The organism is Williamsia sp. MIQD14 (assembly GCF_051025635.1).
GTDB lineage: Bacteria > Actinomycetota > Actinomycetes > Mycobacteriales > Mycobacteriaceae > Williamsia_A.
Map to the genome: position 1 here is coordinate 104,716 of NZ_JBPFDG010000004.1, position 24,660 is coordinate 129,375.

Sequence of the window (24,660 nt, forward strand, 5' to 3'; positions counted from 1 at the left end):
CGGTGGACGTCGCAGCGATGCGCAGGCGCGCGCCCAGGTGGGCGGTGGTGCTCGGCTGTGTCGCGGTGCTCTCGACCGCGGCGTGCACCGCCGACCCGCCACCACCGGTCCAACAGTCCGAGACCCCGCCCCCGGCCACCGACGTTCCGCAGGGGCAGACCATCTCGGTTGCGACCGACAGCATCGGTGTGGGCCTCAACCCGCACCTGTCGGCCGACCAGAGCCCGGTCACCGCGGCCGTGGCGGCGATGACCCTGCCCAGCGCCTTCACCCCGACCGCAGGTCCGGGCGGGGTGTCGTGGGCGCTGGACACCTCCGTCCTCGACAGCGCCGAGGTCACCGCCCAGTCGCCGTTCACCGTCACCTACCGCATCGCGCAGGACGCGCAGTGGTCCGACGGGCTCCCGGTCACCGCCGACGACTTCTCCTACCTGTGGCAGCAGATGTCGCGGCAACCCGGCACCATCGCCCCCGCCGGATACCGACTGATCGACGACGTCGCCTCCCGGGCCGGCGGCAAGGAGGCGGTGGTGCGGTTCCGCACGCCGTACCCGGCCTGGCGTGAACTGTTCTCGGCGATGCTGCCGTCGCATGTGCTCCGGGGTGTGCCCCAGGGGTTCCAGACCGGGATGGACGTCGGTCTCCCGGTCTCGGCGGGGCGCTACTCGATCACCGTGATCGACACCAGCCGCGACGAGGTCCGGCTGCAACGCAACGACCGCTTCTGGCGGACACCGGCCGTGGTCGACCAGATCGTGCTGCACCGCGTCGGGACCGCGAGTCAGCTCGCCGAGTCGATCCGGTCCACCGACACCCGCGTCGTCGCCCTCGCCGGTGGGCCCGCGGTGGCGGGCACGCTGGGCGCCATCCCCGGCGTGGCCATCGGGCGCACCCCGGTCGGCCGCTCGCTCGGCGTCACGGTGAACACGCGTACCTCGACCATGTCGGTGCCCGCGGTGCGGCAGGCGGTGCTCGGCATCATCGATCCGCAGGTCCTCGTCGACGCGAGCGCGGGGGAGTCCACCGTGACCCCGTTCTCCGGTGCCGTGCTCGCCCCCACCGACCCCGGTTACGTGGCGGTCGACACGGCACGTCCGTCCCCGGAGACCATCTCGTCTCTGCTGGCGTCGGCCGGATACCTCCCGGTGCCGTCCGCGGTGTCGACGAGCCCCACCGGTGGCGGATCGTCGACCGGCTCCCCGGCCGGGTCGACCGCGCCCACCACCACCACCACCACGACACCCTCGACGACCGACGCGAACTCCGGACCGACCCTGCCGACGGGTGTGGTGCCGCTGCAGCGCGGTGGCTCCACGCTGGGCGTGCGAGTCGGTGTCGTGGCCGGTGACGTCCGCACCCGCGCCGCGGCCGACAGCGTCGCCGACCAGCTCCGGTCGGCGGGCATCGCCACCGAGGTGCGGGCGCTGACGTCGACCGAGCTCTACGGCCCGGCACTCACCGGCGGCGACGTGGACCTCGTCGTCGGTTGGCGCACCGCGTCGGTGGCCCCCGCGACGCGACTCGCTTCGGCCGTGGAATGCGACCAGACCGACGCCGCCCCCGCCTCGGGCACCGGGGCGTCGGCCTCCGGCAGTGCGACGCCGTCGTCGGTGCCGACCACCACCGCCGGGACCTCGACCCCGGATCAGGGCGCGGAGAACGACAGTGATCAGGTGCGCTTCCCCAGCAACGTGTCGGGACTGTGCGACCCGACGCTGGTCGGTCTCGCCGCCCGCGCGATGGGATCGGTCGACCCGATCGCCGATCTGCGGACCGCCGCCCAGGTGATCGCGGAACAACACGTCTACCTGCCCGTCTATCAGGACTCGATGCTCACCGCGATCGGACCCGGCGTCCGCGACGTCCCGCTGCAGGGACCCGTCGGGACGACCATCTTCGGCGCCACCGGCGGCTGGCGGCTGAGCGACCGATGAGCATCTCCGACCGCACCGCATCGCGCGCCGGGCAGCGCCTGCTGGTGGTGCACGCCCACCCCGACGACGAGTCGATCATGACCGGCGGCATCATCGCCCGCCATCTCGACGAGGGTGCCGAGGTCACCGTCGTGACCTGCACGCTCGGCGAGGAGGGCGAGGTCATCGGTGAGCAGTGGGCGATGCTCGCCGCCGACGGCGGCGCCGATCAACTCGGGGGGTACCGCATCGCCGAGCTGACCCGCGCGTTGGCCGCCCTGAGTCCCGAGGGCGCCGAGCCGCTCGCACCGCTGTTCCTCGGCGGCGCGGGCCGGTGGCGCGACTCCGGCATGGCCGGCGCGCCGTCGGCGTCGCACCCGCGGGCGTTCGTGGGTGCCCCGATCGCCGAACCGGTCGCGGCGCTGGCCGACGTCATCGTGGCGCGGCGACCACAGGTCGTCGTCGGTTACGACCCCGCGGGCACCTACGGCCACCCCGACCACCTCACGGTGCACCTGATCTGCGGCGCCGCCGTCGCCGAGGCCCGCGAGCGCGGATGGTCGGTCGCCAAGCACTACTGGTCGGTGACCGAGGCGTCGGCACTGGCGCAGGGTCTCGCCGCGGCCGCGGACCGCGTGCCCGACGGGTGGCGGATGCCGCACGACGGTGAGCTGCCCCGGTACCGCGACGACGAGATCACCACCGCCGTCGACGTGAGCACGGTCCTCGACCGCAAGGTCGACGCCCTCGCCGCGCACGCCACCCAGGTCACGGTGTCGCCGAGTCGTACCGAATACGCCCTGTCGAACGACATCCTGCAGCCGATCTTCGCCGAGGAACACCTGATCCTCGTGGACGGCGACCTCGAACCGACCGAGCCGGGCGGCCGCGAGAACGATCTCTTCGGGCCGTCGACGCGGGAGTCGTGAGCACCGTGGACACCCGGGATCGACTGCTGCTCGGCGCGCTCGCGGTCGACGGGTTCGTCGTCGGTCTGCTGTCGCTCGCGTTCGTGAACTCCTACGTCGGCTCGGTGCCCATGCCGATCACCGCGGTCGTCGGCGGCGCGGTCAACGGTCTGCTGATCTGGCTGGCCGCAGGTCTCGGGACCGGATCGCTGCGGTTCCTGCCGCTCGCCGGCTGGTTGCTGGCCGTGGCCGTCGGCCTGCTCGGCGGTCCCGGCGGTGACGCGCTGCTCTTCGGCGACTGGCGGACGTTGTTGCTGGTGGCGGTGGGTGTCGGGATCCCCGTGGTGTTGTCCTGGAGCGGTCGGCTGCCCGTGGCGCGAGGGTGATGGTGGCCTCGATCGCCTCCGTCGGCGGCGAATGGCGCATGATCGTCAGGTGACTTCCGAACACCATGAGTCCACCGCTCTGCCCGCTCCGAGCTTCCCGGACGCCGTCGCGACCACGGCGACGACCCCCGAACCGTCCCCGACCGCCTCGGCGATGCGCCGCGCGCTGCGTCGTGTGCGCGACGGCGCGACGGTCAACGCCGACGAGGCCGCGGTCCTCCTCGCGGCCCGCGGTGACGATCTCGCCGACCTGTGTGCCTCGGCGGCGAGGGTGCGCGACGCCGGCCTGGTGGCCGCAGGGCGAGAGCGCCAGGTCACCTACTCGCGCAAGGTGTTCATCCCCCTGACCCGGCTCTGCCGCGACCGCTGCCACTACTGCACGTTCGTCACCGTGCCGGGCAAGCTCGCTCGCGACGGCCACGGACCGTTCCTCGAGATGGACGAGGTCCTCGACATCGCCCGCCGCGGAGCCGAACTCGGCTGCAAGGAAGCGCTGTTCACCCTCGGCGACCGGCCGGAGGACCGCTGGCCCGAGGCCGCGCAATGGCTCGACGAGCGTGGCTACGACTCGACCCTCGACTACGTCCGCGCCGCCTCCATCCGCGTTCTCGAGGAGACCGGTCTGCTGCCGCATCTCAACCCCGGGGTGATGAGCTGGCAGGAGATCTCGCGACTCAAGCCTGTCGCCCCCTCGATGGGCATGATGCTCGAGACCACCTCACGGCGCCTGTTCACCGACAAGGGCGAGTGCCACCACGGCAGCCCCGACAAGGACCCCGAGGTCCGCAAGCGCGTTCTCGTCGACGCCGGGCGCCTGTCGGTGCCGTTCACCACCGGCATCCTCGTCGGCATCGGCGAGACGCGCCTCGAGCGCGCCGAGTCGATCCTCGAGATCCGATCGACCCACAAGGCCTTCGGTCACATCCAGGAGGTGATCGTCCAGAACTTCCGGGCAAAGTCCGACACCGCGATGCGGGCGGTGCCCGATGCCGACATCGACGAGTTCGTCGCCGCGGTGGCCGTCGCCCGGGTCCTGCTCGGCCCGTCGATGCGCATCCAGGCCCCGCCGAACCTCGTCTCCGCCGACGAGTGTGCGGCGCTGATCGGTGCCGGGGTCGACGACTGGGGCGGGGTGTCGCCGCTGACCCCCGACCACGTGAACCCCGAACGGCCGTGGCCCAACCTCGACACCCTCGCCGAGATCACCGCGGCCGCCGGCTACACCCTCACCGAACGCGTTGCGGCACAACCGCAGTACGTGCTGGCGGGACAGCCGTGGATCGACCCGCGGATCACCGGGCACGTACACGCCCTGGCCGACCCGGTGACCGGCCTGGCGGCCGACGTGATCCCCGTCGGTCGTCCGTGGCAGGAGCCCGACGAGGACTGGCAGTCGAGTGGACGCGTCGACCTGCACACCGCGATCGACACCGACGGCCGCAACACCGAGACCCGCAGCGATCTCGGCAGTGCGTTCGGCGACTGGGACACCGTGCGCGAGCAGGTGCTCGCACTGAAGTCCGATGAGGCACCCGCGCGCCTCGACGCCGACGTCCTGACCGCGCTGCGCCACGCCGAGCGCGACCCGGCCGGGTGCAGCGACGCCGACTACCTGGCGTTGGCGACCGCCGACGGTGACGGACTCGAAGCGCTTGTCGCACTGGCCGACTCGTTGCGCAAGGAGGTCAACGGCGACGACGTCACCTATATCGTGAACCGGAACATCAACTTCACCAACATCTGCTACACCGGCTGCCGGTTCTGCGCCTTCGCCCAGCGCAAGGGCGACGCCGACGCCTACACCCTGGCGGCCGAGGAGGTCGCCGACCGCGCCTGGGAGGCCCACGTGGCCGGGGCGACCGAGGTCTGCATGCAGGGCGGCATCGACCCCGAACTGCCCGTGACGGGCTATGCCGACCTGGTGCGTGCGGTGAAGGCCAGGGTGCCCTCGATGCACGTCCACGCCTTCTCGCCGATGGAGATCGTCAACGGCGCGTCCCGCGGCGGCCAGAGCATCCGGGAGTGGCTCACCGCGCTGCGCGAGGCCGGCCTCGACACCATCCCCGGTACCGCCGCAGAGATCCTCGACGACGAGGTCCGCTGGGTCCTCACCAAGGGCAAGCTGCCGACCGCGGAGTGGATCGAGGTGGTGACCACCGCCCACGAGGTGGGCCTGCGCTCGAGTTCGACGATGATGTACGGCCACGTCGACGCCCCGAAACACTGGGTGGGTCACCTCAACATCTTGCGCGGGATCCAGGACCGCACAGGCGGTTTCACCGAGTTCGTGCCCCTGCCGTTCGTGCACCAGAGTTCGCCGCTCTACCTCGCGGGCGCATCGCGGCCCGGACCCACACACCGCGACAACCGTGCGGTCCACGCGCTCGCGCGGGTGATGCTGCACGGTCGGATCCACAACATCCAGACCAGCTGGGTCAAGCTCGGCACCGCGGGCACGCAGGTGATGCTGCAGGGCGGTGCCAACGATCTGGGCGGCACGCTGATGGAGGAGACGATCTCACGCATGGCCGGCTCCCAGCACGGGTCGGAGAAGACCGTCGCCGAGCTGCGCGAGATCGCCACCGCCATCGGGCGCCCCGCCCGCGAACGGACCACCGTGCACGCGCGCCGCGAGTCCGCGGCCTGACCTGCCAGGAGACCCATGGCCCCCACATCGCCGCACCCGACGATCTCCGACCACGACATCGCGCGGGTCCTCCACACCGCCACCGGCGTGATCAACCCGGTGCTCGACGCGGTGGAGCACTGGGATGCGTTCGGCATCAAGCGGATGACGTTCGACCCGCGCCCGGGAGACGACTCCCTGCTGGGGACGGCCACACGAGCCCTGCAGTGGTTCACCGACTCCTCGGGGGTCCCGGGGACACGGACGTGGGAGAAGTGGAGCGTCGAACAGCGCACCGAGTGGTGGGTCGGCCGCGTCGGACGGCTGAGCACCGCGCTGGTCGCCTACCCCGGTGTGTTCGGAGCGCTCGCCGACCGTCTGCCCGTCCAGGATCTGCTCGGCTTCGCCCACCAGGCGTTCATCATCTGCGCGGTCCAGCGTGTGCACGGCGTACACGACCGCTTCGATCAGACTGACCAGCTCATCGCGGTCCTCTGCGACCGGGTCATCGACTCGCGGGTCGTGCTGTCGCGCACGCCCACCGGGGATGACGCGCGCGGGGTGGCGCGGGTGGAGAAGGCGGTGGAGGTCGCCGCCGATCCGCATCGCGATCTCAGCCCGATGGGTCTGGTCCGGTCGGTCGGGTCGGTGGTGGGCCTGCTGCGGTCGATCACCGATGTCCTGTCACATCGCCCGTCGCCGAGGCAACCGTGGCGTCTGTTGAGCGCACTGCCCGTGGTCGGCGCGGTCGCCGACTACGTGGGGGAGCAGTCGGCGCTACGGCGTGCGACCGAGGCCGCGGTGGCGAGCCTCCGTGCCCCCGTGCGCGTCTGAGCATCCCGACGAGGGACGGATCGGTGTCGCGTCCGCCCTGTCCGATCCGTCCTGATTGCGTAGTGTGATCCGCGTCTGATGCCCGATCGTCACGTCCCGACCAGGAGTCACGTCATGCGCCTCACGCGAATCATCCGCACCTCCGTCACCGCGGTCGTCGTCACCGCGGCCCTCGCCGTTGCCGGCGGCACGGCGAACGCCTCACCCGCCCCGCTCGTCGCCGCGAGCCAGCAGGGCGTCGGGTTCGCCACCTCGACCCAGAACCGCACGGTCACCACCGTTCTCGACGTGGGCACGTTCCGCATCACCGACAGCGGCTCGTCGGTCGCGGTGCTCGACGCCGCCGGTCGCCAGATCGCGTCGGTGCCGCTCACCTTCAGCGTCGCCGACCGCCAGTTCGCCCTGGCGCCGACCCTGTCGCGTGGGGCCACCTCGTTGTCGGTGACCCCGCGGGTCGATGCCTCGGTGCAGCGCTACGCGGGTGCCATCGCCTTCCCCCGCCACGACGCGAGTTCGCAGTCACGGTTCATCTCCGAACTGAACCGCGCGGCACCCGGCGCCGGCATCGGTGCCGCCATCGGAGCGGGTATCGGACTGGCCGTCGGGTGCGTCATCGGCATCATCGTCGGCTGCATCCCCGGCATCCTCATCGGCGCCGGTGCCGGCGCACTGGTCGGCCTGATCAACGCCGGTGGACCGCGCCTGCAGAACGCGGCCATCGCGTTCTTCAGCGGCCGTCGCTGACCCCGGGGCCGGACACGAACCGTCGCGCCACCCGCGCCACCCAGGGGCGGGTGCGCGACGGCGCGGTGAGTGCACCGAGTGCGACCTGGGCGATCGGCCGGTGTCCCGTCTCCAGAGACGGATCGTCGACGCCTCGCCACGGCTCGGCGGTGGGGCCGAGGAGGAACACCGCCGGCTCGCTGCGTGGGCCGCGCTGTGGTCCGGTGAAACCCGGGAGCGCGATCCGCGTGTGGTAGATCCCGAGGAACAACGACCCCGGGACGAGTGTGCGCACCTCGTCGGCGAGATCGAGTGCGCCCGAGACGGATCCGAACGCCCGATAGCGCATCACGAGGGCATCGCGGCCGTCGATCGCCGACGGTTCGATGCGCCACGCGAAGCGTTCTGCGCGCACCACGGCGTCCCGGCGTCGCCACAGGTTGTAGCCCTCGCCGATGCCGTCGACGGTGTCGTGACACGGGGCGCTGTAGGCCTTGCCGAGCCAGTGCCCGCGGCCCTGCCGTGCGAAGAAGTCCCGTGCGGCGCCGTCGGTGTCGCGGGGGAACGCACTCGGGTGTTCGCCGGCGATCTCGTCGATCGTCGGCGCGGGCCGATCGCGATACAGCGCCAGTAGTTCGGCGGAGGACAGCGTCGCCGCCTGCTCGAGCGTCCGCGGCGCCGTGGACGTCATCGCAGGGCGGCGAGCGCCTCGTGACCGCCGATGACATCGGTGGCGCGATGCAACCCGAGTTCCTGCAGGGCGGCCGCGGCGAGGCTCGAGGTGTATCCCTGCTGGCACAGGATGATCCAGCGGACGTCGTGGTCGACCGCGGCGTCGATGCGGGCGTCACTCGCCGGGTCGCAGCGCCACTCGAGCACGTTGCGCTCGATGAGGATCGCGTCCGGGGACTCCCCCTCGGCCGCGCGTTGGGCGGCCGGTCGGATGTCGACCAGAATTGCGCCGGCGGCGAGTTCGTCGGCCACTTTCTCGGCGGGGAGGCGGTCGATGCGGGCGCGGGCCGCGGCGAGCACGTCGTCGATCGTCGTCACCTGGTGCAGCCTGTCTCGTGTCGTGTCATCGTGCCGGTCACTCTTTCGGGGAGGCGGTCGGTCACTTCTCGGGTACGTCGGTCAGCTCGGTGCGTACCCGGCGCAGCGAATGCTCCGAGGTGACCTCGTAGTAGCTCATCGCGCTGAGCGGCGGCGAGTACGCGTGCACGCTCAACGTCGGGTCGGCCGACGGTGCGGTGCCCGGCGTGCGCATCACATCATGCACCCACCCCAGCGGGAACGAGGCCTGATCGCCTGCGTCGAGCACCCGGTCGCGAAGGCCGCGTCCGGTCCACCGCGACTCGGTCAACGACCCCGACAGCACCGTCAGTGCCCCGAGCGACCCGGCGTGGTCGTGCAGTTCGGTGGAGGTGCCCTCGGTCCAGCTGATCAGCCAGATGTCGACGTCGTCGTCGGAGTGCAGCCGCGTCGACCAGCGCGCGACGTCGTCCCACTGTTCCGGGAGCGCGGTGTCGTGCCTGCCGTCGAGGATGTCGGCGGCGGTCTGGTCGGTCAGCCGCAGCAGGTCGGCCGGGCACAGACGTGTGGGTAGGGCCCGCGTCTGCACCCGCCCGCGGGTACGCGCGGGCACGGCGGGAGGGGACGTGGTGAACGGGGAAATGGTCGTGGTCATCGGTGGCTCCTTCGGACGCGGGTCGGGGGCGAGGGGATCTCAGCCGCGACAGCGTCGGGAGGTGGGGTGATGAAGCACCCATGCACCATCCCGCCGATGGGTCGTCCGGGCGAGGGTTAGGGGACCGCTGATTCGAAGGCCGCGTGAACGTCGCGATTGGACCGGTCAGACGACGAGGCCGACGACGGTTGCGCTGATGAAGCTCACCAATGTCGCGCCGTAGAGCAGGCGCAGCCCGAACCGGGCGACGTTGATGCCCTGTTTCTCGTCGAGGCTGCGCACGGCCCCGGCGATGATGCCGATCGAGGAGAAGTTCGCGAACGACACCAGGAAGGTGGAGACGATCGCGACCGTCCGCGCCGACAGGTCGTCGTCGCCGGAGGTCAGCTGCAGCATGGCCACGACCTCGTTGGCCACGAGTTTGGTGGCCATGAACCTGCCCGCCGCCACGGACTCGTCCCACGGGATACCGGTCAGCCAGGCGAGCGGCGAGAACGCGTAGCCGAGGACGTCCTGGAACGTGGTGCCGCCGAACACACCCGAGAAGATGCCGTTGAGCATCGCGATCAGCGCGATGAACCCGATCAACATCGCGCCGACGGTGAACGCGACCTTGAACCCGTCGAGGATGTACTCACCGAGCATCTCGAAGAACGACTGACGCGCCCGTCCGCCGCCGGTGACGAGGGTGTCGATGTCGGAGTCGGGGGCCGGCTCGTAGGGATTGATCAGCGACACCACGATGAACGCACCGAACAGGTTCAGAACGATCGCCGTGATGACGAACCGCGCGTCGATCAGCTGGATGTAGGCACCCAGGATCGACGCCGACACCGTGGACATCGCCGACGCGGCGAGGGTGTACATCCGGTGCGCGGGGAGCACCGGCAGCAGCTTCTTCACCGAGATGAACACCTCGGACTGGCCCAGTAGGGCCGAGGCGATCGCGTTGAACGACTCGAGCTTGCCCATGCCGTTCACCGTCGACAGGGCGGTGCCGATGATCCTGACCACCAGGGGCAGGATGCGCGTGTACTGCAGGATCCCGATCAACGCCGAGACGAACACGATCGGCATCAGCACGCTGAGCAGGAACGGGGGCGACGTCGCGGGGTTCGCGTCGACGTCGGTGAGGTCGCCGAACACGAACTTCGTCCCCTCCGCGGCGTACCCCAGCAGGTAGCCGAATCCGCGCTCGATCCCGCGGATGACGTCGGTGCCGACGCCGGTCTTCAGCAGCGCCAGGCTCAGCACGAATTCGATGAGGAGCATGACCGCGATCGGTCGCAGCTTGTGACGCACCATCGACCGGTTCGTGCTCGGCAACCATGCGAGCAGCAGGAACACGACGAGCCCGACAACCCCGATCACGTAGTGCATGGGGTCATTCTGGACGTTGTCGGTTAGTTGAGCTCAGTAACTCCGTCGAGTCTCGTCGACGATCCCGCCGCATCCGTCGCCCCGGATGTGACCGTGGGCCCGTCAGACGGGATACTGGAGGCCGGGTGTCGTGCGGCGGGTGCCGCGACGCGAGTGCGTAGAGCACCACGTGAGTGAAGGAGTGACCGAGTTGACGTACATCATCGCCGAGCCGTGTGTGGACCTGCTGGATCGGGCCTGCGTCGAGGAGTGCCCGGTGGATTGCATCTACGAGGGTGACCGGATGCTCTACATCCAGCCCGACGAGTGCGTCGACTGCGGTGCCTGCGAACCGGTCTGCCCGGTGGAGGCCATCTTCTACGAGGACGACGTCCCCGACGAGTGGGAGCCCTACGTCAAGGCCAACGTCGACTTCTTCGACGATCTGGGGTCGCCGGGCGGCGCCAGCAAGGTCGGCAAGACCTCGAACGATCCGTCGTTCATCAAGGGTCTGCCACCCATGAACACCGAAGAGTGACCGACGAGACCGCGCGGCGGTCGGTGGCGTCAGCGCTGCCCGACTTCCCGTGGGACACCCTCGCCGAGGCCAAGGCCACAGCGGCGTCGCATCCCGACGGCATCGTCGACCTGTCGGTCGGCACACCCGTCGACGAGATCGCCGACGTCATCCGCCGCGGCCTCGACGACGGCGCCGGATTCCCCGGCTACCCGACCACCTCCGGTACGACCGAGCTGCGCGAGGCCGCCGCCGCGGCCCTGATCCGCCGCTACGGCATCGCCGATGTCGACGCGTCGTCGATCCTGCCCGTCATCGGGACCAAGGAGGCCATCGCCTCGGTCGTGTCGCTCCTCGGCTTCGGTCCCGGCGACGACATCGTGATCCCCGAGGTCGCCTACCCGACCTACGAGGTGGGTGTCCTGCTCGCCGGCGCCCGACCCGTCCGCTCGGACTCGCTGTTCGCGCTCGGACCCGCCCATCCCGGTGCGGTGTTCATCAACTCGCCGTCGAATCCCACGGGCGCGGTGCTCGGTGTCGATCACCTGCGCAAGGTCGTCGCCTGGGCCCGCGAGCGGGGTGCGGTGGTCATCTCCGACGAGTGCTACCTGGGCCTCGCGTGGGACGCCGAGCCGGTCTCGATCCTCGACCCACGGGTCTCCGACGGTGACACCACCGGTCTGCTCGCGGTGCACTCGCTCTCGAAGATCTCCAACCTGGCCGGCTACCGGGCCGGGTTCTTCGCCGGCGACCGGTCGCTGATCGCCGAACTCCTCGCGGTGCGCAAGCACGCCGGACTGATCGTCCCGTTCCCCGTGCAGACCGCGATGCTGGCTGCCCTCACCGACGACGACCACGTGGCCGTGCAGCGCGAGCGTTACCTCGACCGCCGCGTCGTGCTGTCGACGGCCGTGCGCCACGCCGGTTTCCGCATCGACCACTCCGAGGCCGGTCTGTACCTGTGGGCCACCCGCGACGAACCCTGCCGCGACACCGTCGCGTGGCTGGCCGAGCGGGGCATCCTCGCGGCGCCGGGGGAGTTCTACGGACCGTCGGGGACCAAGCATGTGCGCCTCGCGCTCACGGCGACCGACGAACGCATCGCCGCCGCCGCGGCTCGCCTCACCGTCGCCGTCGACTGACCCCACCGACCGGGCACTCCTCGACGCGGACGACCGCCCGATCGACGGCGGGAAGGGTCAGTCGTTGGCGTGCAGGGCGGCGTTGAGGGCGATGCCGTCGCCCTTCCAGGGCACGACCTCGACGGCTCCGCTGACGCTGTTGCGGCGGAACAGGAGGTTGTTCGTGCCCGACAGATCGCGCGCCTTCACCGCGGTTCCGTCGGGACCCGTGACCTTGGTGCCCGCGGTGACGTAGAGCCCCGCCTCGATCACGCAGTCGTCGCCGAGGGAGATGCCGCAGCCCGAGTTCGCGCCCAGCAGGCAGCGTTCGCCGAGCGAGATGACCTGTGTCCCACCGCCGGACAGCGTCCCCATGATCGACGCGCCACCGCCGACGTCGGAGCCGTCGCCCACGACGACACCCGCCGAGATCCGGCCCTCCACCATCGAGTTCCCGAGCGTGCCGGCGTTGAAGTTCACGAAACCCTCGTGCATCACCGTCGTACCGCTCGCGAGGTGTGCGCCGAGTCGGACGCGGTCGGCGTCACCGATCCGCACGCCCGACGGCACCACGTAGTCGACCATGCGCGGGAACTTGTCGATGCTGTTCACCGCGACCGGGCCGCGCGCACGCAGCCGTGCACGGGTCAGCTCGAAACCCTCGACGGCACAGGGTCCGTGGTTGGTCCACACGACGTTGGCGAGCAGTCCGAACTGACCGTCGAGGTTGAGGCCGTGGGGCGCGACGAGGCGGTGCGACAGCAGGTGCAGACGCAGGTACACGTCGTGGGCGTCGCTCGGGGCCTGCGACAGATCGGCGATCGTCGTCGTGACCGCCACCGTCCGGACACCGCGGGCCTCGTCGGCGCCGACCAGGCCCCGGAACTCGGCGGGGATGTCGTCACCGCTGTGGGTCACGGTCCCCGACTCGCCACCCGCACCGAGTTCCGGAGCGGGGAACCAGGTGTCGAGCACCTGTCCGCTGTCGGTGATGGTGGCGATCCCGGTTCCGGCTGCTGACGTCGCTTCGTTCACGGGAGCACACCCTACCGGCGATACCGGCCCGGTGGATCACGCCGTCGGCCACCGGCGCCCGACCGTGTTCAGTCCTCGCTGACCTGCAGACGGAAACGGTCACGACCGGTGTGGAGATCCCACAGGTGACCGGCGAGGGTCTCGGGGCTCTTGCGCGGGTCGTCTGCGCTGATCGCGCCCCCGATGATCAACTGCGACACGTGGATCCCCTCGGGCTTCAGTTCCTCGTGGAGCAGTTGCGCGTAGGCGGCCTGACCGGCGAACGCGATCGATGTCCCGGTGACCGCGCGTCCCGGCTTGACCGCCGATCCACCGTTGACGAAGAGGATCGTGCCGGCGTTCTCGCCCAGGAACCGCATCCCGGGCAACACCTGGTGCACGGCCGCGATCGATCCGTAGATGGAGAACTCGACCGGGCCCACCATGTCGGCCGGGGTCGTCTCGAGCACCGGACGCATGAAGTCCTTCTGCGGCAGGGGACTGTACTGCAGCACCTCGATCGGCCCGAGCGTCTCGGTCACCTGCTCGAGTGCCGGCGCGATGGATGCCGGGTCACGCACGTCGGCGGTGAAACCCCGTGCCGACACACCGTCTTCGGCGAGGCTGTCGGCGAGTGCGTCGACCCGCGACCGGTTGCGGGAGATCAAGCCCACCGAGAACCCCTCGGCACCGAACCTGCGTGCCACCGCCGCCCCGAGTCCCGCTCCTGCACCGATGATCGCGAGTGTCGTCATCGCCGGTGCAACGGCTGGGTCGTCGATGACTATTCCCCGGTCGGCTGTTCCCTCGGTCGACGCCGCCCCGGCCGGGCGGCGACCGGTCGCCGTATCCTCGACGGTCATGGGTACCGCCGCGCTGGATCTGACCGCCGATCCGATCGAGCTGACCGCGGCGCTGGTCGACATCGCGAGCGAATCGCACCACGAGGCCGCGCTCGCCGACGCCGTCGAAGACGCACTGCGCACCCAGACGACCGGTTTCGAGATCCTCCGCCACGGTGACCGCGTGCTGGCACGGACCGACCGCGGACTGCCGTCGCGGGTGATCCTCGCCGGTCATCTCGACACGGTCCCGATCGCCGAGAACGTCCCGAGTCGCCGCACCGTCGACGAGGTCGAGGGTGACGTCCTGCACGGGTGCGGCACGGTCGACATGAAGTCCGGCGACGCGGTGTTCCTGCATCTCGCCGCGACGATGACCGATGTCGCACACGACCTCACGCTGATCTTCTACGACTGCGAGGAGATCGCCGCGGTGCACAACGGGCTCGGGTTCATCGAACGCGAGCTCCCCGACTGGCTCCACGGTGACGTCGCGATCCTGGGCGAACCGACCGCCGGTCAGATCGAGGCGGGCTGTCAGGGGACCCTGCGGGTGCGCCTGTCCGCGACCGGTACGCGCGCCCACTCGGCGCGATCATGGATGGGCCACAACGCGATCCATGCGTTGTCGGGTGTGCTCGCGACGCTGTCGTCGTACGAAGCCCGTCGGGTCGACATCGACGGCTGTGAGTACCGCGAAGGGCTCTCGGCGGTGCGCATCGACGGCGGCGTCGCCGGCAACGTCGTGCCCGACGTCGCATCGGTCGACGTCAACTTCCGCTTCGCCCCCGACCGCACCGTCGACGCCGCCCTCGACCACGTCCGTGAGGTGTTCGCGACCGAGTTGACCTCGGGGCGTGTCGGTCTCGAACTCACCGACTCCTCACCGGGCGCCCTGCCGGGCCTGTCGCACCCCGCCGCGCAGGCCCTGGTGGCGGCGGCCGGTGGTCGCGTACGCGCCAAGTACGGGTGGACCGACGTCGCCCGGTTCGCGGCGCTGGGCATCCCCGCGGTCAACCTCGGGCCGGGGGACCCGAACCTCGCGCACAGACGCGACGAGCGCGTGCCGACGGCCCAGATCACCGAGGTGACCGACATCCTGCGGCGTCACCTGCGCACGCCCGCCTGATCCCCCCCGGGCTGATCCGATCCTCGGTCACGGTCGTCGGATACCGTCGGCGGCGTGCCAGCCGACGATCACGATCAACCGCTCTGCTACTCCGGTGCGACCCGCAAACGCCTCGATCGGGAGTCGATGGAGTCCACGACCGACCGTCGGCTGCTCGACACCGGCGTCGACGACCCCACCGATCCCGACGGTGCCCGTCGCGCGGATCGCCTCGAACACGACCCGTGGCGGGTCCTGCGCATCCAGTCCGAGTTCGTCGCCGGCTTCGACGCCATGTCCGACGTCGCCGCCGCGGTGACGGTGTTCGGATCGGCACGCACCACACCGGAGTCGCCGGAGTACGCGCTCGGCGTCGAGCTCGGCGGGGCGCTGGCCGACGCGGGCTACGCGGTGATCACCGGCGGCGGCCCCGGTGCGATGGAGGCCGCCAATCGCGGTGCCGCGCAGGCCGGCGGTCGGTCGATCGGTCTCGGCATCGAGCTGCCGTTCGAGCAGTCACTCAACGAGTGGGTCGACCTCGGGGTGAACTTCCGGTACTTCTTCGCCCGCAAGACCATGTTCGTCAAGTACGCGCAGGCGTTCGTGTGCCTGCCCGGGGGCTTCGGGACGATGGACGAGCTCTTCGAGGCCCTCACCCTCGTGCAGACCAAGAAGGTGACGCGCTTCCCGATCGTGCTGCTCGGCGCGGACTACTGGCAGGGCCTGCTCGACTGGATCACCGGCACCCTCGTGCCCGCGGGCACGGTGTCCGAGCGGGACGTGGCGCTGCTCCACGTCACCGACAGCGTCGCCGAGACCGTCGACATCATCACCCGCGCGGCCGCGCGGATCGAGGCCTCGAACCGATGACCGCGATCTGTGTGTACTGCGCCTCGGGGCCGGTGGAGGAGCGGTATCTGACCCTGGCGTCGGAGGTGGGTGCCGCGATCGGTGCGGGCGGGCACACCCTGGTCTCCGGCGGCGGCAACGTGTCGATGATGGGTGCCGTCGCCCGCGGGACGCGCGACGCGGGCGGTCGGACCGTGGGGATCATCCCGCGCGCGTTGGTCGACCGCGAGGTCGCCGACACCGACGCCGACGAGCTCGTGGTGACCGACACCATGCGTCAGCGCAAGCAGCTGATGGACGAACGGGCCGACGCGTTCGTGACGCTGCCCGGCGGCATCGGGACCCTGGAGGAGTTGTTCGAGACGTGGACCGGGGGCTATCTCGGGATGCACGACAAGCCCGTGGTGCTGCTCGACCCGTTCGGCTTCTACGCCCCGCTGATGTCGTGGTTGACCACGCTGCAGGGCGACGGATTCGTCTCCGCGCACGCCCTCGAACGGCTGCGGGTGACCGATTCTGTGACCCGCGCCATCCGATGGTGTACCAGCCGGTAACCTCACTTCGACACCAATCGCCTTTGCCCTGGGGAGCTGCACTAGTGAGCACTGAGTCTCGTTCGCGCGTCGGATTGAAGGACATGGCCAAGGGGGTCGTCGGGTTGGCCTCCGATGCGACGGTCATGTTGCGCAACGCGCCGGGCCTGGCTCTGCGCAAGCCGACCACCACGATGACCATCGGCAGCCTCTTCCAGAAGAAGGCCGGGGCCCACCCCGACCGCCCGTTCCTGCGCTTCGAGGGCAAGTCCTTCACCTACGGCGAGTGCAACCGGCGGGTCAACCGCTACTCGGCGCTGCTCGCCGACTCCGGCGTCGTCGCCGGCGACGTGGTCGGGGTGCTGGCCAAGAACAAGCCCGACACCGTGCTCGCCATGCTGGCGATCGTGAAGCTCGGCGCGGTCGCCGGGATGCTGAACTACAACCAGCGTGGGGCCGTGCTCGAACACAGCCTCGGCGTTCTCGAGGCCGACGTGATCATCGTCGATCCCGATGCCCGCGAGGCGCTCGACTCGGTCCCCGAGAAGGCCGTCCCGAAGAACGTGCTGTCGTTCGACGACCTCGACGCGAAGTCGGCCGACCTCTCGCAGGAGAACCCCTCCATCACCGAGACTCTGCCCGCGTCGACCAAGGCGTTCTACATCTTCACCTCCGGCACCACCGGCATGCCCAAGGCCAGTGTGATGTCGCATTTCCGCTGGCTGACCGGGCTGTCCGGCATCGGCGGAATGGGAGTCCGCCTCCGCCACGACGACACGATGTACGCCTGTCTGCCGCTCTATCACAACAATGCGTTGACGGTCTCGCTGTCGTCGGTGCTCGGCGCGGGAGCCTGTCTCGCGATCGGCAAGCAGTTCTCGGCGTCGAAGTTCTGGGACGACATCATCCTGAACCGGGCCACCGCGTTCTGCTACATCGGTGAGCTCTGCCGCTACCTGCTGGCACAGCCCGAGAAGGACACCGACCGGGCACACTCGGTCCGCGTCGCGGTCGGCAACGGCATGCGCGCGGAGATCTGGGACACCTTCGCCGAGCGTTTCGGCATCGACCGGATCGTCGAGTTCTACGCGGCGAGCGAGTCGAACCTGGCGTTCATCAACATCTTCAACGTCAAGCGCACCGTCGGCTTCTGCCCGCTGCCGTACAAGATCGTGCAGTACGACGGCGAGACCGGTGAGCCGCTGCGCAACGACGCCGGTCGTGCGATGGAGGCCGAGAAGGGTGAGCCGGGCCTGCTGATCTCCGAGATCAACGACCGGATCCCCTTCGACGGGTACACCGACCCGAAGGCGACCGAGAAGAAGATCGTCACCGACGCCTTCGCCAAGGGCGACAAGTGGTTCAACACCGGCGACCTGGTGCGCGATCAGGGCTTCTCCCACGTCGCCTTCGTCGACCGTCTCGGTGACACCTTCCGGTGGAAGGGCGAGAACGTCGCGACCACCGAGGTCGAGGGTGCGCTCGACGCCGACGGGCAGATCGGACAGTCGGTGGTGTTCGGTGTCGAGGTCCCCGACACCGACGGCAAGGCAGGCATGGCGGCGGTCACGCTGAAGAACGGCGACAAGCTCGACGGGTCGTCGCTCGCCAAGCACCTCTACGACGCCCTGCCCTCGTACGCGCTGCCGCTGTTCGTCCGCGTGGTCGAGCAGCTCGAGCAGACCTCGACGTTCAAGACCATGAAGGTGGAGCTGCGCGATCAGGGCTACTCCGAGGTCGGCGACGACCCGCTGTACGTGCTGGCGGGCAAGTCCGACGGCTACGTCGAGTACTACGACGGATACGTCGACGACGTGTCGGGCGCCAAAGCCCCCCGCAACTAGGCGCATGGACAGCGCGGCCGTCGCCGCACCCGATACGGGGGTGCCGTCGTCGTGGTTCCCGACCCTGTGCGGCCGCCCGGTCGACACGGGTCGGGCGCTGGTGATGGCGATCGTCAACCGCACCCCCGACTCGTTCTACGACCGGGGTGCGGACTTCGGCGACGACGCCGCGGTGGACCGCGTGCACCGGGTGGTCGCCGAGGGCGCCGACCTCGTCGACATCGGCGGGGTGAAGGCCGGCCCCGGGGTGGAGGTCGACGCCGCCGAGGAGGCCGACCGGGTGGTGCCGTTCATCGAATGGGTGCGTTCGGCGCACCCGGGCGTCATCATCAGCGTCGACACCTGGCGGGCGGAGGTCGCGGTGGCCGCATGTGCGGCCGGCGCGGACCTCATCAACGACACCTGGGCGGGCACCGACCCCGATCTCGTGCACGCGGCCGCCGACGCCGGCGCCGGGATCGTGTGTTCGCACACCGGGGGAGCGGTGCCGCGCACCCGGCCGCATCGCGTGCGCTACCCGGATGTGGTCGAAGCCGTCCTCACCGACGTTGTCGCCGGGGCCCGGCGCGCGGAGCGGGCCGGGGTGGCGCGCGCCGACATCCTCATCGATCCGACGCACGATTTCGGCAAGAACACCCACCACGGGCTCGCCCTGTTACGGCATGTGAACAATCTCGTTAATACGGGCTGGCCGGTGCTGATGGCACTGAGCAACAAGGATTTCGTGGGGGAGACTCTGGGTGTGGGTCTGGAGGACCGGCTGGAGGGAACTCTGGCCGCGACCGCACTCGCCGCCGCACAGGGCGCGCGGGTGTTCCGGGTCCACGAGGTTGCCGCCACCCGGCGTGTGGTGGACATGGTCGCCGCGATAGCGGGGACCCGTCCGCCCCAACGAACAGTCAGGGGACTCGCATGACCGTCAAGCACACAGGGTCCGCGCCACGCCGCGCGACGCAGATCTGGCCCGCTCCGGCCGACGCCGACCCGTCCACGCTCGCCTGGTCGGAGACACACACCTTCGAGCACCCCGTGTTCGACCTCGACGAGCTCGTCGCACACAAGCGCGGCCGCACGGTCTCGGTGGTGCTGCCCGCGCTGAACGAAGAGGAGACCGTCGCGGAGGTGATCGCGTCGATCGTGCCGTTGCTGGGCACCCTCGTCGACGAACTGATCGTCCTCGACTCCGGTTCCACCGACGCGACCGCCGAACGGGCGGTCGCCGCCGGCGCCCGGGTCGTCTCCCGTGAGCAGGCGGTACCGGAGCTGGCGCCGGTCGCGGGCAAGGGTGAGGTGCTGTGGCGCTCGATCGCGGCGACCACCGGCGACCTCATCGCCTTCGTCGACTCCGATCTCATCGACCCCGACCCGATGTTCGTGCCGAAACTGCTCGGCCCGCTGCTGATGAACCCCGAGATCCAGTTGGTCAAGGGCTACTACCGTCGTCCGCTGCGCACCGGCGGCGCGCAGGACCCCAACGGCGGCGGCCGCGTCACCGAGCTCGTCGCCCGCCCGCTGCTGGCGTCGCTCAAGCCCGATCTGACCGCTGTGCTGCAGCCGCTGGGCGGCGAGTACGCCGGCACCCGCGAACTGCTGTCGGCGGTGCCGTTCGCGCCCGGATACGGCGTCGAGATCGGCCTGCTGGTCGACACCTACGACCGCTACGGCATGGCCGGCATCGGGCAGGTCAACCTCGGCGTGCGCACCCACCGCAACCGACCCCTCATCGAGCTCGGGGTGATGAGCAGGCAGATCGTGGGCACGCTGATGAACCGCTGCGGGATCACCGACTCCGGAGTCGGACTGACGCAGTTCACCGCCGAGACCGACGGCACCTTCACGCCGCACACCACCGAGGTCTACCTCGCCGACCGCCCGCCGATGGACACGCTGCGCCCCGGCGCCGTGGAGAAGGTCCGCGCCTCCTAGATCAACCCGTGCCGCCCGTGCGGCGGATGTGCTTCCATGAGTAGAACGTGTTCTAGTTCTGCGACGGATGGAGGCCGGTATGACCGGTGGTTCGGTCAGTGACAGTTCCGTGCGGGGGAAGTCGATCCTCGTCACCGGTGGCGGTAGCGGGATCGGTCGCGGCATCGCCGAGACGCTCGCCGCCGCCGGTGCCGTGGTCACCATCGTCGGACGTACTCGTGAGCGTCTCGAGGCCGCCGCCGCCGAGATCGGCGCCGGGGCCGGGGCGGTCCACGTGGCGGTCGCCGACATCACCGACGAGGACCAGGTCGCCGCCGCCGTGGCCACCGCAGTCGGTCACACCGGGCGACTCGACGGCGTCGTCGCGTGCGCCGGCGGTAGCGAGACGATCGGCCCGATCACCCAGATCGACAGCAACGCCTGGCGCAACACCGTCGACCTCAACGTCAACGGCACGATGTACACGTTCAAACACGCCGCCCGCGAGCTGGTGTCGAGCGGCGGTGGGTCGATGGTGGCCATCTCGTCGATCGCCGCGTCGAACACCCATCGGTGGTTCGGTGCCTACGGGGTCACCAAGTCCGCCGTCGACCACCTCGTGGCGCTCGCCGCCGACGAACTCGGCGCCAGCAACGTCCGTGTCAACGGGATCCGCCCGGGCCTGACACGGACCGAACTCGTGGCGCTCGTCCTCGATTCACCGGAACTGAGCGCCGACTACCGCGAGGCGACACCGCTGCCGCGGGTCGGTGAGGTAGCCGACATCGCCGCGCTGGCCGCGTTCCTCCTGGGCGACGCATCCACCTGGATCACCGGTCAGGTCATCAACGTCGACGGCGGCCAGATGCTGCGCCGCGGCCCCGACTATCGCTCGATGCTCGAGCCGCTGTTCGGTGCCGACGGGCTCCGGGGTGTCATGGCGCCGGCGACGGACGGCTGAGGCGTGGGATCGCCGGGCCCGACCGTGCACCGGGTCGCCGGCCGCACGGTCACGATGCCGGTGCAGATCCGCACGGCGACGGCGTTCGCCGCGATGGTGTCGGTGTCGGCCGCCGCCGCGCAGCAGACGATCGACCACACCGGCCTCTCGGTGATCCGGTGGCGACCGGGACGTGCGGTGTGCGTCCTGGTGTTCATCGACTACGTCGACGGTGATCTGGGCCCGTACAACGAGTTCGGGGTCTGCTTCCTGGTGCGCCCTCACGATGCGCCCGATGCGGACACCGGCCGCGGCGGGGTCCTCGGGGATCTGCGGTCGGTGGTGCGCAACGAGGCATGCGCACTCATCCATCGGCTCCCGGTCGACGGCGACTTCACCCTCGCCGCCGGGCGCGGCATCTGGGGCTTCCCCAAGACGCTCGCCGAGTTCGACGTCGACCATCGCGGTCCGGCCCGCACCGGGACACTGCGGGCCGACTCCTCGACGGTTCTGTCGCTGCGGGTGCGTCCGGGTGTCACCGTGCCCGACACCGACTCGTCGACCACGCTGACCGCCTACGCCCACCTCGACGGCGTCACCCGCGCGACGCCCTGGACCATGCGGGCCGCGGGGGTCCGCACGCGTCCCGGCGGCGGACGTCTCGAACTCGGCGACCATCCGATCGCCGACGAACTGCGTGCGCTGCGACCGGGTCGCACGCTGCTCGGATCGTCCATCGGGGCTCTGTCGATGACCTTCGGCGACGCGGTCGTGGTGTCCGGGTCGGCTGCGTCGGGACCGGGCGCGGCATCCGGTCTGGGATGATCGCAGGGTGCAGACCCTCTTGCTCTACCTGGTCGTCATGGTGCTCGTCATCGGCGCGGTCTTCGCCGTGGTGTGGTTCGTCTTCGGACGGGGCGAGGACCTCCCACCGCTCGAGCGCGATGCGACGCTGACCCGCCTACCGCGCGCCGGAGTGTCGGGCGACGACGTGCGCGCGCTGCGCTTCGCCCTCGTCGCCCGGGGATACAAGCAGTCCGAAGTCGATTGGGCGCTGGAGAAACTCGCCCGCGAGATCGACGAACTGCGCATGGTCATCATCGACCTGCAGGGTCGCGACGCGAACGATTTCTCGCGTGCGGAAACCGATGCTTCACGGGCCGAGGACGCCTGAGCCGTATCATCGAGGGGAGTTGACCTGCGTCTGCGTCCGACGGCCGAATTCGTCGGGTGTGTCGCAGCGCATAGAATCGTGAACCGGCGCCGATTGTCGGCGACGTTGTCGGAGGGAGCTTGTGACATGGCGGCGATGAAGCCACGGACCGGAGACGGTCCCCTTGAAGCAGCCAAGGAAGGGCGAGGAATCGTCGTGCGCATCCCCATCGAGGGCGGCGGCCGTCTGGTCGTCGAGCTCACCGCAGACGAGGCGGCAGCCCTCGGTGAAGAACTGCGTGGCGTCGTCGCCGGCTGACCCCGCCGCGACCCTCCGCCGATAGCACCCGCGTTCCATGCTGTCGGCGATCATCGATCTGCTCGCGTGCCCGGTGTGCACGGGCGACCTCGACATCGATGCGACCACGGTCATCTGCGACCGCGGACACACCTTCGACATCGCCCGCCAGGGCTACGTCTCCCTGTTGGGCCGGTCCGCTGGGGGACTCCGGTCGGACACCACCGCGATGGTGGCTGCGCGCGAACGTGTCCTGGGTGCCGGTCTCTACGCCCCGATCGCCGATGCGGTCGCCGACGCGACGTCGGGACCGGTCTGCCTCGACGTCGGCGCCGGGACCGGTCACTACCTCTCCCACGCCCTCGACGACGCCGATCCCGCGTCACGGGGGATCGGGCTCGACCTGTCGAAGGCGTGCGCCCGTGCGACCGCGCGGGTCGACGATCGGATCGGTTCGGTCGTCGCCGACGCGTGGCAACGGTTACCCGTCGGCGACGGCCGGATCGACACCGTGCTGTCGGTGTTCGCCCCCCGCAACGTCGCGGAGTTCGCGCGGGTGCTGACGCCCGACGGCGCGCTGGTGGTGGTGGCACCGACGCCTCGCCATCTCGCCGAGATCGTCGACCCGATGGGCATGATCGGGGTCGACCCCGCCAAACCCGAGCGCATCGGCAACTCCCTGAGCGGGGTGTTCGACCGCGAGGACCGCGTCGTGGTGGAGCACACGATGGCCGTCGGTCGGTCCGAGGTCGCCGACCTGGTCATGATGGGGCCGTCGGCCCATCACGCCTCCGAGGACGAGATCATCGCGCGCGCACAGGCTTTGCCCGAGACCGTCGATGTCACCTGCTCGGTGACCGTCTCACGCCACCGCCGCGTCTGACCGCCGCGACCGTCGAGCGGTTCGGCGTCACCGCCCAGCGAGTGCGGCCTGATAGACCGCGATGGTCTGTTCGGCGATCGACTCCCACGAGAACTCCTCGATGGCCCGCAACCGTCCCGCCGCACCCATCTCCGAGGCCCGGGTCGGGTCGGCGACCACCGCATTCACCGCGGCGGCCAGTCCGGCCTCGAAACCCGCCTCGTCGGACTCGTCGTAGTGCACGAGGCGACCGGTCACCTCGTCGCGCACCACCTCGGGGATGCCACCGACGTCGGAGGCGACCACCGCGGTACCGCAGGCCATGGCCTCGAGATTGACGATGCCCAACGGCTCGTAGATCGAGGGGCACACGAAGACCGTTGCCGCCGAGAGAATCTCGCGGACCCGGTCGGTGGGCAGCATCTCCTGCACCCAGTGCACACCGTCACGGGTACGGGACAGCTCGGCGACGGCCTCGGCGGTCTGCGCGCCGATCTCGGGGGTGTCGGGTGCCCCCGCGCACAGCACGAGCTGCAGATCGGGGTCGAAGGAGTGCGCTGCGGCGATCAGATGGCGCACCCCCTTCTGGCGGGTGATGCGCCCGACGAACACCGCGATGGGACGCTGCGGGTCGACACCGAGTGACCGCAGGGCCGACTGCTCGCCGAACGGCTTGTCGGCGGGGAACCACGTCGCGGTGTCGATGCCGTTGCGCACCACGTGTACTCGCGCGGGGTCGAGTCGGGGGTAGGCGTCGCAGACGTCGCCACGCATGCCCGCGCTCACCGCGATCACCGCGTCGGCGTACTCGACGGCGTTGCGCTCGGCCCAACTCGACAACCGATACCCGCCGCCGAGCTGCTCGGCCTTCCACGGGCGCCGCGGCTCGAGCGAATGGGCTGTGAGGACGTGGGGCACCCCGTAGAGCTGGGCGGCGACGTGTCCGGCGAGCCCGGTGTACCAGGTGTGCGAGTGCATGATGTCGGCCTCGGCCGCGCCGGCGACCATGCGCAGATCCGCCGACATCGTCGTCAACGCCGCGTTGGCACCGGTCAATCCGGGATCGGCGGTGTAGACGTGGGCGGTGCCGCGGGGTGCGCCCATACAGTGCACGTCGATCTCGGCCAGCGGTCGTAGATGCCGCACCAGTTCGGTCACGTGGACCCCGGCGCCGCCGTAGACCTCCGGTGGGTACTCGCGGGTCATCATCGCCACTCGCATACCGACGACGCTAGACCCGCG

General features: G+C 70.2%; 26 protein-coding genes. 19 read left to right on the forward strand and 7 right to left on the reverse strand.

The annotated features are described in order from the left end of the window. Nucleotides 1-2: 2 nt before the first annotated feature. The 6 genes from ACQ7HM_RS15085 (at nucleotide 3) to ACQ7HM_RS15110 (ending at nucleotide 7,411) form a co-directional block, all read left to right on the forward strand. Nucleotides 3-1,934 carry an ABC transporter family substrate-binding protein gene (locus ACQ7HM_RS15085; RefSeq protein WP_434217072.1) on the forward strand — a complete coding sequence of 644 codons (1,932 nt, stop codon included), beginning with the start codon at nucleotides 3-5 and terminating at the stop codon, nucleotides 1,932-1,934. Continuing rightward, nucleotides 1,931-2,842 carry an N-acetyl-1-D-myo-inositol-2-amino-2-deoxy-alpha-D-glucopyranoside deacetylase gene (gene mshB / locus ACQ7HM_RS15090; protein WP_434217073.1) on the forward strand — a complete coding sequence of 304 codons (912 nt, stop codon included), beginning with the start codon at nucleotides 1,931-1,933 and terminating at the stop codon, nucleotides 2,840-2,842. Before ACQ7HM_RS15085 ends, mshB begins: the two co-directional genes overlap by 4 nt. Further along, nucleotides 2,839-3,207, forward strand: coding sequence for a facilitated glucose transporter (locus ACQ7HM_RS15095; RefSeq protein ID WP_434217074.1), 369 nt, complete (start codon nucleotides 2,839-2,841; stop codon nucleotides 3,205-3,207). The genes mshB and ACQ7HM_RS15095 overlap by 4 nt, the downstream gene beginning before the upstream one ends. Before the next feature lie 31 nt (nucleotides 3,208-3,238). After that, nucleotides 3,239-5,854 carry a bifunctional FO biosynthesis protein CofGH gene (locus tag ACQ7HM_RS15100; RefSeq protein ID WP_434217075.1) on the forward strand — a complete coding sequence of 872 codons (2,616 nt, stop codon included), beginning with the start codon at nucleotides 3,239-3,241 and terminating at the stop codon, nucleotides 5,852-5,854. Between the two features lie 15 nt (nucleotides 5,855-5,869). Then, nucleotides 5,870-6,667 (forward strand): hypothetical protein, encoded by a 798-nt coding sequence (locus tag ACQ7HM_RS15105; protein WP_434217076.1) that lies wholly within the window; start codon nucleotides 5,870-5,872, stop codon nucleotides 6,665-6,667. 114 nt (nucleotides 6,668-6,781) lie between these two features. Further along, nucleotides 6,782-7,411 (forward strand): hypothetical protein, encoded by a 630-nt coding sequence (locus ACQ7HM_RS15110; protein ID WP_434217077.1) that lies wholly within the window; start codon nucleotides 6,782-6,784, stop codon nucleotides 7,409-7,411. Here ACQ7HM_RS15110 and ACQ7HM_RS15115 read toward each other — a convergent pair. The 4 genes from ACQ7HM_RS15115 to ACQ7HM_RS15130 all read right to left on the reverse strand — a co-directional run bounded on the left by ACQ7HM_RS15115 (nucleotide 7,395) and on the right by ACQ7HM_RS15130 (nucleotide 10,454). Then, nucleotides 7,395-8,081 (reverse strand): hypothetical protein, encoded by a 687-nt coding sequence (locus ACQ7HM_RS15115; RefSeq protein WP_434217078.1) that lies wholly within the window; start codon nucleotides 8,079-8,081, stop codon nucleotides 7,395-7,397. The genes ACQ7HM_RS15110 and ACQ7HM_RS15115 overlap by 17 nt on opposite strands. Then, nucleotides 8,078-8,449: a rhodanese-like domain-containing protein gene (locus ACQ7HM_RS15120; protein WP_434217477.1), complete on the reverse strand. Its 372-nt coding sequence runs from the start codon at nucleotides 8,447-8,449 to the stop codon at nucleotides 8,078-8,080. Before ACQ7HM_RS15120 ends, ACQ7HM_RS15115 begins: the two co-directional genes overlap by 4 nt. Before the next feature lie 52 nt (nucleotides 8,450-8,501). Continuing rightward, nucleotides 8,502-9,074, reverse strand: a complete 573-nt coding sequence (locus tag ACQ7HM_RS15125) for a cysteine dioxygenase (protein WP_434217079.1) — start codon at nucleotides 9,072-9,074, stop codon at nucleotides 8,502-8,504. A 165-nt stretch (nucleotides 9,075-9,239) separates the two neighbouring features. Beyond that, complete coding sequence (locus tag ACQ7HM_RS15130) at nucleotides 9,240-10,454, reverse strand: NupC/NupG family nucleoside CNT transporter (protein WP_434217080.1); 1,215 nt, start codon at nucleotides 10,452-10,454, stop codon at nucleotides 9,240-9,242. Between the two features lie 190 nt (nucleotides 10,455-10,644). On the opposite strand from ACQ7HM_RS15130, the gene fdxA reads away from it, so the two are divergent. Continuing rightward, the gene (fdxA, locus tag ACQ7HM_RS15135; RefSeq protein WP_045823463.1) at nucleotides 10,645-10,971 is read left to right on the forward strand and encodes a ferredoxin; all 327 of its coding nucleotides are present in this window, start codon (nucleotides 10,645-10,647) and stop codon (nucleotides 10,969-10,971) included. Further along, nucleotides 10,968-12,092, forward strand: coding sequence for a succinyldiaminopimelate transaminase (gene dapC, locus ACQ7HM_RS15140; protein ID WP_434217081.1), 1,125 nt, complete (start codon nucleotides 10,968-10,970; stop codon nucleotides 12,090-12,092). Before fdxA ends, dapC begins: the two co-directional genes overlap by 4 nt. A 57-nt stretch (nucleotides 12,093-12,149) precedes the next feature. Here the strand turns inward: dapC and dapD are convergent, their stop codons facing one another. Together dapD and ACQ7HM_RS15150 are read right to left on the reverse strand one after the other, a co-directional pair. Further along, nucleotides 12,150-13,106 carry a 2,3,4,5-tetrahydropyridine-2,6-dicarboxylate N-succinyltransferase gene (gene dapD / locus ACQ7HM_RS15145; RefSeq protein ID WP_434217082.1) on the reverse strand — a complete coding sequence of 319 codons (957 nt, stop codon included), beginning with the start codon at nucleotides 13,104-13,106 and terminating at the stop codon, nucleotides 12,150-12,152. 68 nt (nucleotides 13,107-13,174) lie between these two features. Then, nucleotides 13,175-13,948, reverse strand: coding sequence for an SDR family NAD(P)-dependent oxidoreductase (locus ACQ7HM_RS15150; protein WP_434217083.1), 774 nt, complete (start codon nucleotides 13,946-13,948; stop codon nucleotides 13,175-13,177). Between ACQ7HM_RS15150 and dapE the strand changes: the two genes are divergently transcribed. The 11 genes from dapE to ACQ7HM_RS15205 all read left to right on the forward strand — a co-directional run bounded on the left by dapE (nucleotide 13,947) and on the right by ACQ7HM_RS15205 (nucleotide 23,439). Next, entirely contained in the window at nucleotides 13,947-15,056 is a 1,110-nt protein-coding gene (gene dapE / locus ACQ7HM_RS15155) for a succinyl-diaminopimelate desuccinylase (protein WP_434217084.1), read from the forward strand. The two genes, ACQ7HM_RS15150 and dapE, sit on opposite strands and share 2 nt — an antisense overlap. A gap of 126 nt (nucleotides 15,057-15,182) precedes the next feature. Next, nucleotides 15,183-15,905 carry a TIGR00730 family Rossman fold protein gene (locus tag ACQ7HM_RS15160; RefSeq protein WP_434217478.1) on the forward strand — a complete coding sequence of 241 codons (723 nt, stop codon included), beginning with the start codon at nucleotides 15,183-15,185 and terminating at the stop codon, nucleotides 15,903-15,905. Further along, nucleotides 15,902-16,438: a TIGR00730 family Rossman fold protein gene (locus tag ACQ7HM_RS15165; protein WP_434217085.1), complete on the forward strand. Its 537-nt coding sequence runs from the start codon at nucleotides 15,902-15,904 to the stop codon at nucleotides 16,436-16,438. Before ACQ7HM_RS15160 ends, ACQ7HM_RS15165 begins: the two co-directional genes overlap by 4 nt. Before the next feature lie 83 nt (nucleotides 16,439-16,521). After that, nucleotides 16,522-18,261: a long-chain-acyl-CoA synthetase gene (locus ACQ7HM_RS15170; RefSeq protein ID WP_434217479.1), complete on the forward strand. Its 1,740-nt coding sequence runs from the start codon at nucleotides 16,522-16,524 to the stop codon at nucleotides 18,259-18,261. A gap of 4 nt (nucleotides 18,262-18,265) precedes the next feature. Further along, the gene (folP, locus tag ACQ7HM_RS15175; RefSeq protein ID WP_434217086.1) at nucleotides 18,266-19,177 is read left to right on the forward strand and encodes a dihydropteroate synthase; all 912 of its coding nucleotides are present in this window, start codon (nucleotides 18,266-18,268) and stop codon (nucleotides 19,175-19,177) included. After that, a complete protein-coding gene (locus ACQ7HM_RS15180) occupies nucleotides 19,174-20,187 on the forward strand; it encodes a glucosyl-3-phosphoglycerate synthase (protein ID WP_434217087.1) in 1,014 nt (337 codons plus the stop codon). The genes folP and ACQ7HM_RS15180 overlap by 4 nt, the downstream gene beginning before the upstream one ends. 79 nt (nucleotides 20,188-20,266) lie before the next feature. Then, nucleotides 20,267-21,127, forward strand: coding sequence for an SDR family oxidoreductase (locus ACQ7HM_RS15185; protein WP_434217088.1), 861 nt, complete (start codon nucleotides 20,267-20,269; stop codon nucleotides 21,125-21,127). A gap of 54 nt (nucleotides 21,128-21,181) precedes the next feature. Further along, nucleotides 21,182-21,931 (forward strand): acetoacetate decarboxylase family protein, encoded by a 750-nt coding sequence (locus tag ACQ7HM_RS15190; protein WP_434217480.1) that lies wholly within the window; start codon nucleotides 21,182-21,184, stop codon nucleotides 21,929-21,931. 37 nt (nucleotides 21,932-21,968) lie between these two features. Next, nucleotides 21,969-22,280: a DivIVA domain-containing protein gene (locus ACQ7HM_RS15195; RefSeq protein WP_434217089.1), complete on the forward strand. Its 312-nt coding sequence runs from the start codon at nucleotides 21,969-21,971 to the stop codon at nucleotides 22,278-22,280. Nucleotides 22,281-22,406: 126 nt separating this feature from the next. Next, the gene (locus ACQ7HM_RS15200; protein WP_082501978.1) at nucleotides 22,407-22,577 is read left to right on the forward strand and encodes a DUF3117 domain-containing protein; all 171 of its coding nucleotides are present in this window, start codon (nucleotides 22,407-22,409) and stop codon (nucleotides 22,575-22,577) included. Nucleotides 22,578-22,614: 37 nt separating this feature from the next. Next, on the forward strand, nucleotides 22,615-23,439 hold the full coding sequence (locus ACQ7HM_RS15205) for a putative RNA methyltransferase (protein ID WP_434217090.1): 825 nt from the start codon (nucleotides 22,615-22,617) through the stop codon (nucleotides 23,437-23,439). 27 nt (nucleotides 23,440-23,466) lie between these two features. On the opposite strand, the gene glgA is transcribed toward ACQ7HM_RS15205, so the two are convergent. Further along, complete coding sequence (gene glgA / locus ACQ7HM_RS15210; RefSeq protein WP_434217091.1) at nucleotides 23,467-24,639, reverse strand: glycogen synthase; 1,173 nt, start codon at nucleotides 24,637-24,639, stop codon at nucleotides 23,467-23,469. Nucleotides 24,640-24,660: the final 21 nt, after the last annotated feature.